Origin of the sequence: Terriglobus sp. TAA 43 (assembly GCF_000800015.1) — a bacterium.
GTDB lineage: Bacteria > Acidobacteriota > Terriglobia > Terriglobales > Acidobacteriaceae > Terriglobus.
The window spans coordinates 13,585-32,409 of sequence record NZ_JUGR01000006.1 but is presented as its reverse complement, the minus strand read 5'-3'; the positions used below and the strand labels follow the sequence as shown (position 1 = coordinate 32,409).

Annotated in this window: 11 protein-coding genes; 4 read left to right on the top strand and 7 right to left on the bottom strand. The window is 54.7% G+C overall.

The features are described from left to right. The first annotated feature begins 624 nt into the window (after positions 1-624). From M504_RS20875 to M504_RS20865, 3 genes are all read left to right on the top strand, one after another. Positions 625-984, top strand: coding sequence for a PadR family transcriptional regulator (locus M504_RS20875; protein ID WP_047498379.1), 360 nt, complete (start codon positions 625-627; stop codon positions 982-984). A 15-nt stretch (positions 985-999) separates the two neighbouring features. Next, positions 1,000-3,645: an ADOP family duplicated permease gene (locus tag M504_RS20870; protein ID WP_047498376.1), complete on the top strand. Its 2,646-nt coding sequence runs from the start codon at positions 1,000-1,002 to the stop codon at positions 3,643-3,645. 315 nt (positions 3,646-3,960) lie between these two features. Continuing rightward, positions 3,961-5,316: a phosphatidylserine/phosphatidylglycerophosphate/cardiolipin synthase family protein gene (locus M504_RS20865; RefSeq protein ID WP_198137734.1), complete on the top strand. Its 1,356-nt coding sequence runs from the start codon at positions 3,961-3,963 to the stop codon at positions 5,314-5,316. A 383-nt stretch (positions 5,317-5,699) separates the two neighbouring features. Here the strand turns inward: M504_RS20865 and M504_RS20860 are convergent, their stop codons facing one another. Together M504_RS20860 and M504_RS20855 are read right to left on the bottom strand one after the other, a co-directional pair. Then, a complete protein-coding gene (locus M504_RS20860; RefSeq protein ID WP_047498369.1) occupies positions 5,700-6,509 on the bottom strand; it encodes a glycerophosphodiester phosphodiesterase family protein in 810 nt (269 codons plus the stop codon). Between the two features lie 61 nt (positions 6,510-6,570). Then, a complete protein-coding gene (locus M504_RS20855; RefSeq protein ID WP_084214604.1) occupies positions 6,571-10,101 on the bottom strand; it encodes a TonB-dependent receptor in 3,531 nt (1,176 codons plus the stop codon). A 342-nt stretch (positions 10,102-10,443) separates the two neighbouring features. On the opposite strand from M504_RS20855, the gene M504_RS20850 reads away from it, so the two are divergent. After that, positions 10,444-11,757: a hypothetical protein gene (locus tag M504_RS20850; RefSeq protein ID WP_047498363.1), complete on the top strand. Its 1,314-nt coding sequence runs from the start codon at positions 10,444-10,446 to the stop codon at positions 11,755-11,757. A 445-nt stretch (positions 11,758-12,202) separates the two neighbouring features. Here the strand turns inward: M504_RS20850 and M504_RS20845 are convergent, their stop codons facing one another. Genes M504_RS20845 through M504_RS20825 form a run of 5 tightly spaced genes read right to left on the bottom strand, consistent with a single transcriptional unit; the run spans position 12,203 to position 18,819 of the window. Then, a complete protein-coding gene (locus tag M504_RS20845) occupies positions 12,203-14,422 on the bottom strand; it encodes a glycoside hydrolase family 3 C-terminal domain-containing protein (protein WP_052201161.1) in 2,220 nt (739 codons plus the stop codon). A 38-nt stretch (positions 14,423-14,460) separates the two neighbouring features. Then, positions 14,461-15,333, bottom strand: a complete 873-nt coding sequence (locus M504_RS20840) for an NAD(P)-dependent oxidoreductase (RefSeq protein ID WP_047498361.1) — start codon at positions 15,331-15,333, stop codon at positions 14,461-14,463. A 41-nt stretch (positions 15,334-15,374) separates the two neighbouring features. Beyond that, a complete protein-coding gene (gene araD1, locus M504_RS20835) occupies positions 15,375-16,403 on the bottom strand; it encodes an AraD1 family protein (protein WP_232296403.1) in 1,029 nt (342 codons plus the stop codon). Positions 16,404-16,408: 5 nt separating this feature from the next. Beyond that, positions 16,409-17,581, bottom strand: a complete 1,173-nt coding sequence (locus tag M504_RS20830) for an L-rhamnonate dehydratase (RefSeq protein WP_047498357.1) — start codon at positions 17,579-17,581, stop codon at positions 16,409-16,411. Continuing rightward, entirely contained in the window at positions 17,578-18,819 is a 1,242-nt protein-coding gene (locus tag M504_RS20825; RefSeq protein WP_047498354.1) for an MFS transporter, read from the bottom strand. Before M504_RS20825 ends, M504_RS20830 begins: the two co-directional genes overlap by 4 nt. Positions 18,820-18,825: the final 6 nt, after the last annotated feature.

Here is an 18,825-nt window from a genome sequence, read left to right as displayed (position 1 = left end):
GATCACTGAAGATGGATCAGGGGCAGACAAAAGCATGAGGCTTGGACGATGGCATGAAGGGACCCGAGCGTACGAGGGATGTACGGTTTCTCACAGACCTGGTGTGAGTCATCCCCCGTCAAAAGCTTCCACGCCCGCTGCCTTTTCGGCAGTCTGTGCTGCAGTGCCTCAACTCGATTGATATGAGATTACGCGATTCCCAGAAGCTGTGGATGAAAAAAGAGGCGACTCCGTAGAGTCGCCTTCTCCCAGGTCTGTTTACTGGATCAGTGTTATCTACTGCACACCATTTAGATAGTTACCAAGGACGCAGGACGCATTTCGTAACCGTCCGCTATCCCACGCCCCGGCGCAAACCTTCAGTGTGGGGCATCAACAGGGATTTGCGATCAGCTGTCTAGGCAGGCCGTGCATTCCTGTTCTAGAGCACCGGAATCGGTCGCTGTCCGGTCATCTCTAGCGGCCCGACTGCAATGGAAGCCACAACTGTCACCTACAAAAGACTGTCCGTAAGTTCTGGTCTAAGCGAGCGTTATACGACGGCCCAATCAGGTCGTCACAATACGCAAGTACCGAGCTCATCCCCCTTGACATTCGACCCGAACAGCCGTAGCTTTAGGTCGAATGACGACTAGAGAGCGAAAAGAACAGCTTGAATTGATGCAGGGCACTCTGGACCTGCTGATCCTGCAGACGCTTGCCTTTGGCAAAGTGCACGGGCACGCGATCGCGCGCACGATCGAGCGGCGTTCGGACGAGGTACTGCAGGTTGGGCATGGATCGCTCTATCCGGCTCTGCAGCGATTACTGAAGTCGGGGCTGATCGTAGCTGAGGACGGCGTGTCTGAGAACAATCGCAAGGCACGGTTCTATCAGCTGACAGCCAAAGGACGAAAACAACTGTCGGCCGAGTCATCGAAGTGGGAACGACTAACGACCGCAATTGCGCGTGTTCTTTCTCCGGTCGTTGAAGAGAAATCTTAGCGGGAGTGCAAAGCAATGTTTGGATGGGGTCGTCGTAGAGAGAATCTGCTGCGTGAGTTCGAAGAACATATAGCGATCGAGACGGACGAGAACATTGCAGCGGGCATGCCTCCCGAGGAGGCGCGGCGCGCGGCTAGGAAGAGGTTCGGCAACGCACTTCTGGCAGCGGAAAACGCGCGCGAGGTGTGGGGATGGGTTTGGCTCGAGCGCGTGGCTCAGGATATTCGCTATGCGATCCGCGGCTTGAACGCCTCTCCTGCCTATACGATCACGTTGATCTTAACGCTTGCGCTCGGACTCGGATTCGTAACGACCATGGCGGCAATCGTCGAGTCGATTCTTATCAAACCAGTAGCGCTACCGGAGTCAACAAGACTCGTGCAGGTGTACTCCGCGAATGGTGCGGAAGGCATGACTGCGTCGCCCCAGGCACTGTCGTACCGCACAATCGACGCTTTGCGGGCCAATGCACGCAGTCTCGCCGGAGTGGGAGCGTTCAATACGATGGTCCACCCCGTGCGTACCGGGAGCGAGACGCGCGTGACACCCGTAGTCGAAGTCACGCCAGATTTATTCGGAGTGATGGGACTCAATGCAAAGCTCGGCAGGCTGATCAACGCAAGTGATCGCGATGGTCTGAATGTTGTCGTGAGCGAAGGTTTCTGGCGCGAGCGAATGCATTCAGACGCCCATGTCGTGGGCTCGACGATCTATGTGGCTGGCAAGCTGAGAACCGTAATTGGAGTACTTCCGGCAGGAGCGCCCGTGGCTCCAGGGATGGGCGAGGTGGTCGTCTACTTGCCGATTTCGTTGAACGCGAAAGACGAGGATGAATTCGGAATCGAGAATGCGGCGACGATTGCCCGGTTGAAGCCCGGCGTGACGCGACAGCAGGCGTTGGCAGATGTGCAGAATGTATTTGCACATGTCCCACGAAAGAATGGCGAGAAAGAACGGCATATCGCGTTGCGCTCGTACCAGCAGTTGGTGGTAGGAGATATGGAGACGCCATTGTTCGCGCTGCTTGGCGGTGTTGCAGTGCTGTTGCTGATCGCATGCGCGAATGCCGCGAATCTGCAAATTGGCCGTGCCGCAAACCGAATACCGGAGATGCAGATGCGATCGGCCCTAGGCGCAAGCTTCTGGCGACTGATGCAACAAATGGTGACGGAGAGCATTCTGGTGTCGCTATTGGGTGCGACGTTTGGCGCGTGGATCGCGTATGGAGCCGTGGGTATGGTTCGTCGTGCGTATGGAGAGACCTATCCACGCTTCGATGAGCTGGCGGTGAGTCCAACCGTACTGTCCGTAACGGCTATGCTTGCGTTGCTGGTCGGTATCGCCGCCACACTGCTTCCCCTGCTTTCGATTTATAGAGCGACTCGCGGAAGCACCGGGCATGCTCAGATCAGCACGAAGAACGTCACGCATAGCTCCCAACTGCCACGATTGCTGGTAGCGATACAAGTGGCTTTGACATGCATCCTGCTGGTGGTGAGTGGCCTGTTCGTAAAAACGATGCAATCACTGGAGAACGTGAAGCTAGGCTTCGATCCGCATGGAGTGACGACCATGATCCTAGTGCCGGTCGACCGGACGCAATCGCCTACACACTCACGGCAACAGGAGATAGAACTACTGCACAAGTTCGAAGCTTTGCCTGGAGTTGAGTCGGCAACGATGCAGACCTCGCTTCCCTTCTCGGCTTACAACATGACCCTCGACGGCACCACCGAGATCGTGGGCAGACCCTTTCACAAAGGAGAGAATGCCTTCTACAGCATGGTGGGCACGAACTTTGTGAAGACCAGCGGCATTCGCCTGTTACAGGGCCGCAGCTTTACGCAGAGCGACGAGAACGCTGCCAGCGTCGTTGTGTTGGTGAATGAGGCGTTCGTGAAGAAGTATCTCGCCGGCCGTCAGCTGCTGCAATCGCAGCTGCACTTTCATCGCGAAGAGGGAGAGACGGAGGCTGACCTGCCATTTGCACAGGCGATGACAGTGATAGGCGTGGTGGAGAATGAAGTGCAGGGTGGAGATTTGGGCGCGCCGTACGAACCCATGGTGTATGTGAACAATCTTCAATTGCCCAAGGGATCAATGTTTGAGCAGTTGTTCAACATGTCTGCGCAGTATGCGGTGCGCTCAAACCTGTCACAAGATGCGCTGGCTGCAGAGCTCCGTGGGGTGTTGAGGAAGGATGCCCCTGGGATGGCAGAGATGAGTCTGAAGCCGATGGAGGAAGCGGTAGCAGAGTCGCTCGAACAGCGGAAGTTGGCGATACGACTCGTGGCAAGTTTCGGAATGGCGGCGCTGGTGTTGTCCGCGGTGGGAATCTACGGTGTCCTCTCTTATTCAGTGTCGCGACGCACGCGAGAAATCGGGATCCGTATGGCGCTGGGATCTACCCGACTAAAAGCAGCGACGCTGGTGATGCAACAGGCAGGCTTGATGGTCGGGTTAGGTCTACTGCCTGGACTGGCCGCAGCATGGTGCGCGGGATATCTGCTTCGATCTTATCTCTTTGGTGTGAGACCGCTGGACCTGGCGACACTAATTGAAGTGGGCGTGATGTTGCTAGCGATTGCAGCGGCGGCAGCAGGGATACCGGCTCGTCGAGCAGCGACCGTAAATCCGGTCAATGCCTTGCGCGCAGAGTAGAGCTTAAGGTCTTGCATTCTACGGGCTCTGACCGGAAGGAAGGCCGGATTTAGAGGCACTATTGGTAAAGAGCCTGAGGGCTGCAATGGAGTTCGAAACGGTTCTGAATTATGTTGTGTTCCGCGTGCCATCAGGACAACTGTTCCAAGAGATACACGATCGAGGCTACCCGCCAAAGAAGCATCTCCCCACAACCTGATCTCGACCGTAAACCTAGATATGTGGAGACTAGATGGCGTGCGGAACCATTGTTTGGGTTGGATGTATTCCGACAACGCGAGAATCACAAGACTCAGACTTTACGGATGTGTGCCAATGACGGATAGCGCGATTCCTTTTTTGCAAACAGGTTCTTATCCGACCCGCTCCGGGAATTTGATAAGCCCATTAATTGACGGTGAACGCGCGTTCCGACGTATTTGCGAAATGATTGAGGCGGCTCAAAGGAGTGTCTGGGTAACCATCACTTTCCTGTGGCAAGCTTGCGAAATGCCAGACGGCCGTGGAACGCCGTTCGATGTCCTTGATCGTGCGGCTGCGCGAGGCATCGATGTACGAATCATCTTCTGGAGACCGGACGAACACACCGCATGGCTTAGACAAAACGCGTTCTTTGGGGATACGGCACAGATCTCCTTCCTGAGTCGCCGTCGATCTGGTTTGAAGATCCGCTGGGATCGGGCCGAGCCCGGCTTTTGCCAGCATCAAAAGAGTTGGCTTATCGATGCAGGCACTGCGGATGAAGCAGCTTTCGTAGGCGGAATCAATCTCAATCCACACTCGATGGTTACGCCTGGTCACAACGGTGAAGGACAAAATCATGACGTTTACGTGGAACTTGCAGGTCCTTCTGTAGTGGACGTCCATCACAATTTTGTACAGCGCTGGAACGAAGCAAGCGAGCGGCTATGCGAGGAAGGACGTTGGGGGATCGGTAGCGAACTGGATTTGCAGTTTCCAACTCACATTTCGGTTGGACGAGGTACGGCGGCTGTTCAGATACAAAGAACAATGCCTTCCCAACGTTATGCTGATGGACGAGCAGCCGCCGAAGGAGCGCCGTACGATATTGCATCGGGTGAGCGATCAAACTTCGAACAGTATTGCGCGGCCATCCTCGCTGCGCGTCGCTCGATCTACATTGAAAACCAACAGATCGATGTGCCTGAGATCGTGGATTGTCTGCATCGGGCACTCACACGGGGCGTAGAAGTGGTACTTCTCATGCCGTCTAATCTAGCAGCCTCTATGCAGACTCAGCTACAGGTCCCATCTGCTCTCAAACCTCTGGAACAACTTGCTGTTTTCGATAACTTTACCTTAGCCGGTATTGCTGGAATGGGCTTCGATGGGAGCCGCAAATCGGTCCATGTTCACTCCAAACTGATGCTAGTGGACGACGAATGGGCTACCGTCGGATCCTGTAATCTGCACCGCTTTTCTCTCTTCGGGAACTGCGAGATGAATGCAGCCTTCTTCGATCCAGATGCCGTTCAGGTTCTCCGCGGCGAACTGTTGCAGGAACACCTCGATCACGACACCATTGGCATGGATGATCGGAGCGCGCTTCGCCTATTCCGGACGATCGCGAGACAGAATCGTAAGAAGTACGAAGGTGGGGATCATGCTTGGCGTGGACTTGCGTTCGAACTTGTTAAGGAAACTCATTGAGTAGCATTACCTCGTCTCGGCTATTGCAGAAATATGTATCCGTGAATTGGGGAGGTCTATGGCAACATTTCGATTTCGAATCGATCCCCCAAGAGCCTTTGGAATGGCGGTAGAAAAGCATTTTCCGAACAAGACGTCTCGCTCTCGCATTTCATGTCTCTAGGGACGGCAAGCTGTCTTGACATAGTTCACAGACACTTAGAAAGGACACAGGCATTTCCAATCCAGGTTCGCCTGACGCACGGTTGCGAAGGTGAAAAGAACCGCTCGGTTCCTCGCATCAATAGAACAAGCGGTCCATGTATCGCAGAACCAATGAGCCGCGATCCATGGACCGTAGAAGCTGGCCTCGTCAAGAGGAAATGTTTTCAAGGGCGCAACGGTTAGTGCAGCCAGATATCGAAGGGAGAATCGATCTGGAATAGCGCTACGCCAAGCCTCTTCGATTTCTCAACGTCGGCGTGCGCCGCTGCCATGGGGTCTGGCCGCGATGCGTAATGGTACTCGTTGATCGATACGACAACGGGGACGTGTGCCTTCTGGGCGAGTTCAATGCTCTGTTTATTGATCGTGGTGCCGTGCTCGAAGAGGAAGTAGCCTTTTGAGAGGCTCTCACCAGCCTCAAGCTTCTTAGCTAGTTCCTTCTCGCTCAAACTGATGCGAGCTTTGCCTTTGAAGTAGTCACGCGTTTCTGCCGTCCCGATAAAGTAGGCACTCTTCAGCAGATGGTTGTCCTTGAGAACCTTCTCCATCTGTTCGTAATAGCTCTTTGGATGACCGGGCTGTTTGGTATCGATCATCAACCGCACCTTCCCTTTGCAAATCGCGGCGAGCTGACTGAACTCGAGCGGGTGTGACTGGTCGATATTAGAGGTGAGTCCCTGAATTTCGCTCCAAGTGAGAGCCGCCGCCATCTTGTTGACACCGAAGTCTCGGAATGACTCGTGATGAACGACGATATGTCCATCTTTGGTCTCATCGAGATCAATCTCAAGCATCCAGTAACCACGACGGATAGCCGCTTCGGCGGCTCCAGCGGAGTTTTCAGAATGGTGATCATCGACTACACCACCACGATGACCGATGATCTTCAGGGGATCCTTCGCGTAAAGGCATGGAGTCACAGACAGAGCGATGAGCAGCGCAGAGGAACATTGGAATACGCGAAAGAGGTTGGGGTATTGCTTGAGCATGGTTCTCCTTATTGGTAGCCCGCGTGCAAAGGAACTCCTCCCACGCGGAGGTCCGATTTGACTAGAACAGCAGCTTGAGGCCGATTTGAATCTGGCGGGGCGAGTTGATCTGCGTTGAGATGACACCGAACGTAGCATCCGAGACACCGGTGTCAGGTGATCCGAACTGAGGGGTGTTGAAGGCGTTGAACGCCTCGCCACGAAGTTCGGCCTTCAGAAAATCGGTGACAGTGAATTGCTTGAAGACGGAGAAATCGACGTTGCGCAAACCAGGCGACCGTAGATTTCCCGACGTGCGGGACATATTTCCTAAGCTATAGGTCACAGGCTGCGAGAAGGCGGTTGTGTCAAAGTAACGACCCAGGCGGCCTTCTGCACTTCCTTCCAACTTGGCGTTCTTGCCGTTCCAGTTCGGACGCTCGCCGGGATTGAAGATATTTGCGACGTTGTTCGCAGAGAAAGCCAGTGGATTGCCGGTGTGAGCAGAGACGATACCATTTATCTGATATCCGCCGAAAAGAGCATCGGTTAAAGATCCCCAACTGCTGCCGAAACGTTGCCCTCTGCCAAATGGAAGACTGTACACACCACTGACGACGAGATTTCGTGAGACGTCAAAGGTTGAGAGCGAGTACGAATCTTGTTTCAAGGGAATGCTGGCGTCCTGATAGATACCATTCGAGCCATAATTACCCGCGAAGCCAATGGAGTTATCGTCAAGCGATTTACTTCCCGTGTATGAGAGAAGTAATGTGGCATTTTTATTGAAGCGCTTTTCGAGGCGTACCTGTAACGAGTCGTAACGAGAGATGGCGCCGGCGACTACGATCCCGCCCACACTTGTGAATTGCGGGAAGGGTGATAAGAGGTAACGCTTTTGAATTGCCGCGCCAGAGATTGGGCCGACAACTTGCACCTGGCCTTGCATGGGGTTTGAAACCGTGGTCAGCAACTGACCTCCCAGCGCGAGGGCCGAGTCCGGAAGTTGGTTATACGTGGGCGCGTAGGGCAGCTGGACGCCACGGTTGCCTACATAAGAAACACCAATCATCCAGCTTTTGGGTAGCTGATATTCGAGCCCCAAGTTCCAGTTCTCCGTATAGGGAGAAGGCTGTTTACGGATGCTGGCGGAGATACCACCACCGGTACCGGTTAACAAGCCGAGTGAGCTTCCGGTAACTGGAGTAAACGAACCACCAGGATAAGGATCCGAGAGATAGTTATTCGGGGTTACACCGTCCGCTGTTCCCAGCAGTGCAGTGCTGGTTCGGTAGCCAGTGTTCTGAACCGTTGATGCTGCTTGATTCGGGTTATTCGTGAAAAAGATACCAAAACCGCCACGTACTACGAGGACATTGATTGGGTGATAGGAAAGACCAAGGCGTGGAGAAAAATTACCGGTTTCGAGATCTGTCACTGTGCGGGGGTTTCCATTTACACCGGGGTATTGAAGGCCGCCCTTGAGATTCAGACCGGTCGTTGCGGCCAACGGAGACGTTACCGTCAAATCCAAAAACGTCGCTCGATTATGACGCTCTGTTCTCGGAACGAACAGGTCATAGCGCAGGCCAAGGTTGAGAGTGAGCTTATGGATAGGCGTCCAGTCGTCCTGAATGTAAGCACCAAAATAGTGGCTGATCGTATCAACGACTTTGAAATTGTGGGTGACTGACCCAGCCCCCAGTCCGAGCAGGAAGGATGCGAAGCCATCACCGGAGGTGCTGGAGGCGGTCAGAGCATTGGGCCCCTGCGTCAACGTCGTGGGAAAGTTGAAGTTTCCTGAGGCTTGACCAACTTGATTGTCGTTGTTGGCAAGGATACGGAACTCACCGCCAAAGTTGAGTGTGTGGTCGTTTAGGATTTTTGTGTTGTTGATCAGGAAGGTCTCCGACAAATATCCGGCAGTACCGATGGAGCCAAACGAACCTGCTCCAATGGGAAGATAGCCAGCAGGAGCGATTGCTGGGAAGGTGAGAGCAGCCTTTGAGGTCGCAAGAGCCGCAGCTGCCAGATATCCAGGAAAGCCCAGTGTCGTCGGATCAAAACCGCTGGAAGGCGCGGTGGCATTCTGATAGACGTGGCTGACACCCGCACGAAGTTCAAAGATGTACGTTGAGCTCTTGGCGAAGCTATAGTCGAGCCCCGCACCTATGGCAGGCTGTGCACTGGTCGTTGATGGTTGAGCAATCAGGAGGTCCTTGGGGAGGATCGGAGCAAAGCCTGAAACTGGATTGCGTTTGGAAATGCGGAACGAAACACGTTGCCGCTCGGAGATCAATTGATCCACTTTGATGTCGTATTGATTGATCGTGTATGGAGCAGAGCTTCTGACGAAGTAGTTATTGCGGCCGAATGTCCCCGGTTGGTTTGGCAGAGGAAAATACTTCAGAATGTTGGCTGCGACACGGTCAAAACGTGTCGGATCAATTCTGTTTCCTATGAACGCAGTCCGGGTGTAGGTTGTAGCTCCTGCCGGAGAGACGGTCGCTTTGGTCGTGGTCGGGTCATAGATGGTGATCGGAGCGCCAGTTATCGTCTTATCGTCTGAAAAGTCTCCATTGCGTTCCGCCAGCGTGGGCACTGTGGTTTGGATCGATGTCGCAGTGTCCTGACGAAGCCCCTCGTAATCAACGAAGAAAAAGGTCTTGTTGCGCCCATCGTAGAGTTTCGGGAGATACACTGGGCCACCAAAGCTGAATCCGAACTGGTTACGCTTGAAGCTTGGTAGCTTATTGCCTGCCTTGTTTGAGAAGTAGTCGTTTGCATCCAGTGCAGAGTTCCGGAGGAAGTCGTAGACGCTGCCGTGCAGACTGTTCGTTCCTGACTTGTAGATGACATTGATGATGCCGCCGCCGGTGTTTCCAAACTGCGACGAAAAGTTACTGGTCTGCACTTTGAACTCTTGTGTTGCATCGACCGACGGGAAAATGGCGAGGGCATTCGAATCGTCGGTGGGAGGCGCAGATGGTACGCCATCCAGAAGAACATCTGTTGTCCCGGCGCGTCCGCCATTCACATTGAACTGGAGACCGGTAAAGGTCGAGTTCACAGTGCCCGAAACGCCCGGCACCAGAAGAACCAAGCTGAAGGGATTGCGTTGATTGAGAGGAAGGTTCTCGATGCTCTTGTTGTCGATGACCTGCCCAATATCCGAGGTCTGGGTTTCCAGCTGCGGTTCTGCAGAGGTGACTTCGACGATATCGGAGGTCGCCCCCACTTCCAGAGTGAGGTCGAAATGCACGGTCTGGTCGACGTTAAGAACGAGTCCAGAACGGACAAGCTTCTTGAAACCGGGCACATCCACTGTCACGGAGTAGGGGCCCGGCGGAAGGTTGGACAACGCGAAGGTTCCCTCTGCATCACTCCGTGTGGTCGTGGAAACATGAGTACCTGTGTTGGTAACGACAATTGCAGCATTGGAGACAGCGGCGCTTCCAGCATCATGGACTGTGCCCTTCAGAGAGGCCGTGATCCTTTGTGCGTACGAGGGCAGGCCACCTCCCAGGGAGAAGATCGTTGCAAGGGCCACTCCGGAAGTGACCGAGGACTTCCACAATGGTGTTACAGGACGTTTAACTTTCTTTTGCCACATAGAGACCTCTTGACGGAGCAAAAACGCATAGGCTCGCGAGAACCCACTTGATAGCGAGCTAGCAACGCCGCAAACGCAAGGCGGGCCATGCTCGGGGAATGAATCGGTTTTCGTGAAAAGACCGGGTGGTTCGGTCTAACGGTAGTTAGTCAAACGACCTCAACGAACGCAAGGTGACTTACTCAGGTTTTACGGTCTAATTGCTAAGCTCACCGGGAATATGGCTTTAGGCCAACCATGTAACACGTCTCACGACGTGGTCCACCGTCACTCTGCGAGCGATCTTCACCGCCCGTTAACAATGCAGATCTTTGCTGCTTCCTATAATTCGATGGGAAGGTTATGGCATTCGCAGCGAAGGAGGAGCAGCAGGCCGGAGAAGTCTTCGGCGACCTTGAAAAAGATCCAAGGTGGCAGCTCATCCAAAGAATTGTGGAGACCCCTGGATTTGTTCGCTCTCCGCGACTCTCTAGCTTCCTTCTGTATATCTCCAGGCAGTCTCTGAGCGGACACACTGCGGGATTGAACGAACAGACAATCGGTGAAGCCGTCTTTGAAAGACCCATCGGCTATGATTCACGCGACGACAACATCGTTCGCTCACATGCGAGTCGACTCCGAACGCGTCTCGACACCTACTTTCATGAAGAGGGTAATGCTGAGCCTTTGAGAGTCAGCGTACCGCGCGGCAGCTATGTGCCTGTCTTCGAGCGAGTATCCATGGATTCGCCAGCGCTGCTCGTGGAGAGTATCGCTGTGCATACATCGGGTACTGCTGCGCCTTCCGTCGAGAGAAGGGCAAAGTGGCAACGTACGGTGTGGATTGGTGCCGCTGTTGTCGTGGTCGTTGGATGTCTGCTTGTAGGCTGGGACCGAGGCATTTTCACTCCCGAAATCAGAACCCCGTCGCACAAGCTATGGACGCAGATGTTCCGCAAGGACCAGGACACCTTGATCGTCCCGGCTGACATCAGTCTGGTGATGGCGCGACTGATGTCAGGACGCACTGTCGACTTGGCAGAGTACGCCAGCGGACGTTACAAGGCTGGGACTATTTGCACGGAGCCGTGTAATCGTCAGCTATTGCAGGAAATCGAAAGCCGTCGGTACACTTCTATGGCCGATCTGGTATTTGTATCGACGGTCTACCGGCATGCGGAAGCAGTTCCCAATCGTGCAGAGATACGCTATGTTCGTGACCTGCAACTCGATGACTTGAAACAATCCAATGTGATATTGTCGGGTTCTCTTCTGGCAGATCCATGGCTGACTCTGGTCGAGCACGAGATGAATTTTGTACTGCACGACAACCCGGCAAATGGAGCTTTGCGGGTTGAGAATCGAGCTCCAAGGCAGAATGAGCGAAAGGAATACTTCTTCAATAACGATGACCAACAGCATCGTGGTCTCGCCACCATCTCGTTTCTGCCGAATCTCAGTGGGAACGGGAATTTGCTGATTGTTCAAGGCTTTACTCTTGCAGGAACTGCAGCTGCAGGAGAATTTGTCACGGGCGAGAATGATTTTGACACGCTCTTTCAACGGTATGCCGACAATACGGCTCCTCTTCCCCACTTTGAAATTCTGCTAGAAACCATGGATGTGAATGGTATGGGATCACGCCCCAGAGTGCTGGCTTGGCGCACTTATCCCTAACGGCGTTCCATATCGGATCGTTCAGCAAGACATTGTTCCCTTCTTTACGTGTGGGCTATGTCGTCTTGCCTCCATCGCTCGTAAATTACTTCATGGCCTTCCGCTATCAAACAGATTTCCGAAGGGCGCCGTCGCCACAACGGTGCGGTCCGCTGTGGGAGGAGTTAACAATCTTCGCACCTTGTACTGCGTACCTTCGTAAAGCCATCGACGAGCATCTCGAAGGTGACTACATCTCCTCAATCTACGCTGGGATTCCTCAGCTCCAGAGGCCGATCAGCGGCTACGTCAGTTATGTCGGCGGAACGCATCCTGAACTAGACGAGCGACTCCCATCAAGGTCCACAGAGGGCAACGGAGAACAGGTTCCTAGGCACACCGTTCGAATCGCCATTACTTAGGCCAAGCGCGGTGGCATCCTCCCCCTACGTGGTGTCTGCGTTGATCAGTGAGAGGACAGATGAATGTTTCGCGCGGTGGATTGCGAGCGAACCTCAGTGGCCGCACGTAGGCGGATATCTTCAGAGGAAGAACCCACCAGCACATCAACCGTTCCCGCCTCTACCTGAAAATCGTGTAGCGCAGGATCGTACCAACCCAATGAGGCGGTGGGAAGCACAATGGTCATTGTGCGGCTTTCATTTGGCTGCAGGGTCACACGTTCAAATCCACGCAGTGTACGGAATGGCTGAATAGCCCGACTTTTCTGCAGATGTGTATAGACTTGCGCGACCTCTGCTCCCGCGACTTTTCCAGTATTCGTAAGTCGAAAGCTAACCGCTACGGACGCGCCTTTCCCTGTAGATTGCGTGATCTTCAAGTCGCTGTAAGAGAAATGCGTATAGCTGAGTCCATGACCGAAGGGATACAGAGGTACTCCCTTGAAGTATTGGTATGTATAACCACGCGACACGTCGTACTCATTCTGGGGAGGAACACCATCAAGGCTTGCGTAGACGGTGTATGGCAGATGACCACCGGGGTTATTTTCTCCAAACAAGGTACGCGCAATGGCCGTTCCGCCAAGCTCACCTGGATACCAAGCGCTCAGGATGGCCGGAACATGATCATTCGCCCATGTCACAGCCAACGGCCCTGCATTCAATAGCACCAGCGCCACCTTGGGGTTCGCAGCATACACGGCTTCCAGCAGCCGCTGTTGCGCACCCGGCAGATTCAGGTTGCGACGGTCGCGTCCCTCTGCCTCCACCTGGAGGTTAGTGCCCAGACACAGCACCACAACATCGCTCTTGCGTGCCAGGCTCACCGCACGCTCGACCTCTTTCTCGTCTGCTGCGTCAACAAAGCCCACGCCACGTTCATAGTCAACCTTCACACCACTGCCCAGAAGTGTACGCAACCCTGACGTTACGCTGGTCTTCACCGCCGGCGTGCCATAGTAGTTGCCGGTCTCATACCCATCTCCACCCGCAGGCCCGATCACCGCAATCGACTTCACGCTGTTGCGTTGTAGCGGGAGGAAATCTTTGCGGTTCAACAACAGCGTCATGGACTCTTCCGCAACCTGTTGCGACAGGGCACGATGTGCGTCCGACCGCACTACGTCCATGCCGATCTTGCTGTATGGACTTGTTCCCGGTGGGTCATACGCACCCAACCGAAAGCCAACACGCAGCACGTTGCGTAATGCGCCATCGACATCTTTCTCTGTAAGCAGACCGCGTTGGACTGCGAGTGGCAGGTTCGTCTCAAACTCCACATCGTCGCTGTCGTTACCCGCACGAATAGCCTCCGCAGCAGCAACAACAGGATCTTCCGAGAAGTGTTGTCCCGGCTCGTTCAAATTCGTGTTCCGTGTGCCGCTCAGCAGAGCAACCGCGCCCAGATCGTCCGTTACAAATCCGTCAAAGCCCCATTTCTTCCGCAGGATGTCCGTTAACAAGTAATGGTTCACAGCGTCGGGCGTGCCATTGATGGCGTTATAACTTGACATCACAGATTGGGCATGCCCTTCCACAATGGCAGCGCGCCAATGCGGCAGCCAAAACTCGAAGAGGTTGCGCTCGTCCACGGTTGCGTTCAGGTGCTGACGCCCACTCTCCACATTGTTCACGGCAAAGTGCTTTACCGTTGCAGCCACTTTCAAATGCTGCACGTCATCACCTTGTAGTCCACGCACGTATGCCACTCCCATGCGAGCAGTCAGCAGTGGGTCTTCGCTGAACACTTCCTGGATTCGGCCCCATCTTGGATCGCGGCTAATGTTGATGACCGGTGAGCGAAATACCAGGCCGTGTGGAGTGCGTGGGCCTTCCGCATGCGCATTGTATAAAGCGCGGGCCTCATCGCTCATGGCATCAGCCACCGTATGTACCAGCTCCGGATTCCACGTCGCGCCCATAGCAGTGGGCATAGGAAACAACGTGGTTGGTTGCTTGGACCACACGCCATGCAGTGTCTGGTTCCACCCGCCCCACATGGGAAGTCCCAGCCGCGGCACACCTCTGTTCGTGTGATTCAGCTGCATGGCCTTCTCCTGCAGTGTGAATCGCTTCATCAGGTCGGTAATGCGATCTTCAATGGGCTTGGTTGTATCGCGGTACACCTCGCGCCCATCATGAGTCGTCTGAGCTACAGCGGGGAAACACGAGGCCGCCCCTAACAGGACTGCGGCCGTTGATACAACAACGGAATAAAAACGCATAACTCCTCCTGCACTGCTTCCCTGCTGCGTGTTACAAACTATTTCTCTGCGCGCACCACTTCTACTACGGCTGACATGTCCTTCTCACCGAGGCCTTTTTCCTGAGCCTGAACAAACAGCTTCTCCGCATTTGCTGCGGTCGACAGTTCCACGCCGAATGTCTCGGCTGCCGCATGTGCATAGCCCATGTCCTTGCGCATCAGGTCCAGCGCAAAATTGACCTCGTAGGTACGCCTGGTCATACGATCGCTCATGCCGGCAAGAATGCCACTGCCCGGAGCAGCCGTTTTCAGAAACTCCAATGCCAGAGTGCGGTCAAGGCCACTACGCTCAATCCACGTAAGCGCCTCAGCAAACGAAACAATCTGTACACCGCAGAGAAAGTTATTGATCAGCTTTAACTGTGCTCCGCTGCCAACAGGACCAAGGGGCAATACCTGTTTGCTCATGGCTGCGAGAATAGGGCGCGCCTCTTCCACTGTTGCAGCATCACCACCGGTCAGAAAGGTAAGCTGTCCTGCTTCTGCCTGGGGACGGCTTCCCGTTACTGGTGCATCCAGTAGCCGGACGCCACGCGCCTGTGCCGCCGCATGCAACTCCGCAATCCATACTGGGCTTACTGTACTGCTCTCCACTGCGATGACATTGTCATCCATACCAGCAAGTGCACCGTGTTCCCCTAGCCACGCAGCGCGTGAAGCATTGTCATCCGCGAGCATGCTTATGACCACCTTCGCACCGTTCGCCGCCTCTGCCGGAGTCGCAGCAGCAGCGCCACCATCTTTCACGAATGCCTCGGCCTTTGCCGCAGTGCGATTCCACACAGTCACATCGAAGCCTGCCTTGCGCAGGTTCTGTGCCATCCCCACGCCCATCACACCGAGTCCAAGAACTGCTACCTTCTCTGCCATATCATCTCCTTGCGTTGTCATCGCTATATATACCGGACGTATCAACGCATCACGGCAACCTGCACCGGCGCTGTCAGTGCTTCCTCCACGCGTATCGAATTACGCAGAGCGCGTCCGAAGCCATCAAACTGCACCTCTGCGACGTCGCCCTCGCCCAATCGCACATTGCTGCCGAACGACAGTGCGTCTGCGCCAAGAAAATGCACATGCACCATGCCAGCCTGCCGATGGCCTGCAAATTTAAAGTGGTGATGCTCCATGTTGGCCAAACTGTGTGCCATGTTTTCTTCGCCCGTGCGAATATCCTTCTCCCACACCGTCTCAGTACCACGCAAAACGCGCACGTGCCCACGCACATCTTCGAAGGGCTGCCCTATTACTAACTCCGGCCCTAGGCTGCACTGCCGCAGCTTCGATCCCGCAAGATTCAGATAGTTCTTGCGTTCAAATACGTGATCGGAAAACTCATTGCCCGTTGTCATACCAATGCGGTGCGGCGTGCCGTTAGCAGCAATGACGTATACCGTTGCGACTTCAGCTTCCTCGCCACCGTCTTCTGCGTGTCCTGGAATCGTTAGAGCACCACCGGGTGCAACAAGTACCGATCCATCTCCCTTGTAGAACCATTCCGGAGCGATCCCGATGCTACCGGCAGCAGGCCTGCCGTTGCGACGTCCCCACTCGAACATGCGCATGCTGTCCGTCATTTTTGCTTCATCAATCTCTTCCTGTACGGTGCCCGCAGTCGCATGCATCGCCTGTCGTTCGCGCGCACTGCCCAGATGCGTCAATCCTGTACCGGAAACCAGCATCTTCTGTGGATCTCCAGGCACATCGATCGGCGCAAGCAAACGCCATGACGATTTGCCGGAATACACCTCGTCATACCGCAACACATCATCACTACCAAGTGACTGTGCCAGTGCAGTGATGTCCTTCTGCAACTCCAGTGCACGCCGCGCCAGTATGTATGTTGACCTCACATCGCTCAGCAGCACAAGCTCTGGCTCAATCACTATCGCTACGCGCCGCTCTGTTCCATTTGCGATCTGCACCAGCCGCATCATCATTCTCCCTATTCAATGATCCGGAAGCGCTTCAGCGATTCCTCGTTCACGGTGAGCCCAAGCCCCGGCGTGTTTTCATCCAGATTGATGTATCCGTTCTCAGGGATCGATTCACCATCGAAGATGTACCAGAACAGTTCGTTGCCAACCTCGACATCGACCTTGGGAAAGAACTCAGCAATTGGAGAGTTCAAGCTAGCCATCACCACGTGATAGTTGTGCATCTGGCCTGCATGCGGAACCACTGGAATCTGGAAGCTCTCCGCCAATGCTGAAATCTTGCGGGCCTGGCTGATACCACCCACACGGTTCGTATCGAACTGGATGTAATCGACAGCATTCGTCTCCAGCAACTCACGGAAGCCGAAGATGGTGAACTCATGCTCACCGCCCGCAATGGGCACACGTCCATACTCTTTCAACTTGGCATAACCGCGCGTGTCATCCGGAATCACTGGCTCTTCCAGCCAGCGCAGATTGAACGGTTCGAGCAACGGCAGCATGCGCTTCGCATAGTCCAGCGACCAGCCCATATATGCATCCGTCATAATGTCCACACCATCGCCGACAACTTCACGTACGTTGCGCACAAGCTCCAGATTCTTCTGCATACCTGCAGCTCCATCCAGTGGGCCCCAGCCGAAACGCAGTTTCATCATCTGGTAGCCTTCGTCCTTATACTTCTGCGCCTCAGCACGAAGCTCTGGAATCGGCATGGCATACAGTCTGCTTGCGTATACGGGAATACGGTCTTTCGTACGGCCGCCTAACAGTCGGAACACAGGCTGTTTTGCGTCTTTGCCCATCAAATCCCACAGCGCGATGTCTACAGCAGAGATCGCAGTCAAAGCCACCCCTTTGCGACCAAACGCAAGTGTGCGACGGTACATCTGCTGCCATAGGTATTCCACATCCCACGGATCAGCGCCCAGCAGCAGCGGCTTCAGGTAGATGTCGATCAGTTGCTTCGTCACCATGGGCGACAGTGCCGCATTGCCGATGCCAACCAAACCGCTGTCTGTGAAGATCTCCACCAGCAACCAGTTATGAAAGGCAAAGTTCCCCATGGACGCCTGACGGAACGCCACGAGGTCCATGGGGTTTGTGCAAAAGTGTGGAGGCAGGGGAACAGTCTTACCTTCCCATTGAACAACACGTGTTCGGACTTCTGTGATCTTCATGCGTCACCTTCAATAGCTTGTAATTCTGTAGAGCGAAGAGGTTGAATCGGGCCAGCAAACAAGACGATGGCCAGAAAGCCGATTAGGTGGAAACTGCCCACCAGCACAAAGAGCGTTGCATACGTGAAGCCGTGTTCCAGCAAGTAGCCAGCAACAAGGCCGAAGATTGCGCCGCCAATGGCGCCACCGAAGCCAATTAATCCGGCCACGGTACCCACCAATGACAACGGGAAGATATCGGTAGGCAGCGTCATGATCAACCCCGACCACGCCTGCTGACAGAAGAAGGCAATGCTGAACAGCAGGATTGCAACCTTCACCGGCGTTACAGAAACCAGCATCACTACAGGCATGCCTGCGGCGCACAGCCCTAGCGCAATCTTGCGTGCACGATTCAAAGTCTGCCCGCGCCGCAAAAGATAGGACGAGAACCAGCCGCCCAGAAAGCTGCCCACGCCACTCGCCGCATACGGTATCCACGCGTAATAACTCACCTGCTTCACATCAAACCCACGTGCGTCATACAGATACTTCGGCAACCAGAACAGCAGGAAATACCAAGCGGAATCGCTCATAAACTTGGCGAAGACGAACATCTGCACGTTACGTTGGCGGATCACGTCCAGCCAGGCTACGCGCACTCCCGCGATGCGCGCCTCCACCGTATTGATACTCATGGTGGCGGAGTTGTCCCGATATGCCACCGTCCACCACGCCACCCAAGCGAGCCCTGTCGCACCCGCCACCACGAAGACTGTGCGCCAACCGCTGTGCAACAGGATGTAACCAATTACAGGAGGCGCCAGTACAGATCCCACTGCCGTTCCCGCATTGATCAATCCCATTGCAGTGGAACGTTCATGCGCCGGGATCCACTCCGCCACCACACGTGAAGCAGCAGGAAACGCGCCGCCCTCACCACCACCGAGCAGAAAGCGCGCAGCCAACAGCAATGTAAGTCCTGCTGCCAGTCCATGCAGAGCGCAAGCCAGGGACCACCACGTCATGATCAACAGAAACCCACGCCGCGTCCCCAGGCGATCCAGCAACCGACCACCCACCATATACATTGCGGCATACGACAGCAGGAACGCCGTTTGCAGATAGCTGAACTGCGCATTGCTCACGGGTATGTTGTGCTGAATCGAAGCAATGGCGACAGGCAGCGTTTGCCGATCGAAGTAGCTGATCGCAATTGCTGCCGCCACCAACAGCACGAAGTACCATTTGCGTTCCATGTTTAC

Bases quoted from the DNA above. Each gene is read 5' to 3' on its own strand.
- M504_RS20875 (WP_047498379.1), top strand. From the start codon at position 625: ATGACGACTAGAGAGCGAAAAGAACAGCTTGAATTGATGCAGGGCACT.
- M504_RS20870 (WP_047498376.1), top strand. From the start codon at position 1,000: ATGTTTGGATGGGGTCGTCGTAGAGAGAATCTGCTGCGTGAGTTCGAA.
- M504_RS20865 (WP_198137734.1), top strand. From the start codon at position 3,961: ATGACGGATAGCGCGATTCCTTTTTTGCAAACAGGTTCTTATCCGACC.
- M504_RS20860 (WP_047498369.1), bottom strand. From the start codon at position 6,509: ATGCTCAAGCAATACCCCAACCTCTTTCGCGTATTCCAATGTTCCTCT.
- M504_RS20855 (WP_084214604.1), bottom strand. From the start codon at position 10,101: ATGTGGCAAAAGAAAGTTAAACGTCCTGTAACACCATTGTGGAAGTCC.
- M504_RS20850 (WP_047498363.1), top strand. From the start codon at position 10,444: ATGGCATTCGCAGCGAAGGAGGAGCAGCAGGCCGGAGAAGTCTTCGGC.
- M504_RS20845 (WP_052201161.1), bottom strand. From the start codon at position 14,422: ATGCGTTTTTATTCCGTTGTTGTATCAACGGCCGCAGTCCTGTTAGGG.
- M504_RS20840 (WP_047498361.1), bottom strand. From the start codon at position 15,333: ATGGCAGAGAAGGTAGCAGTTCTTGGACTCGGTGTGATGGGCGTGGGG.
- araD1 (WP_232296403.1), bottom strand. From the start codon at position 16,403: ATGATGATGCGGCTGGTGCAGATCGCAAATGGAACAGAGCGGCGCGTA.
- M504_RS20830 (WP_047498357.1), bottom strand. From the start codon at position 17,581: ATGAAGATCACAGAAGTCCGAACACGTGTTGTTCAATGGGAAGGTAAG.
- M504_RS20825 (WP_047498354.1), bottom strand. From the start codon at position 18,819: ATGGAACGCAAATGGTACTTCGTGCTGTTGGTGGCGGCAGCAATTGCG.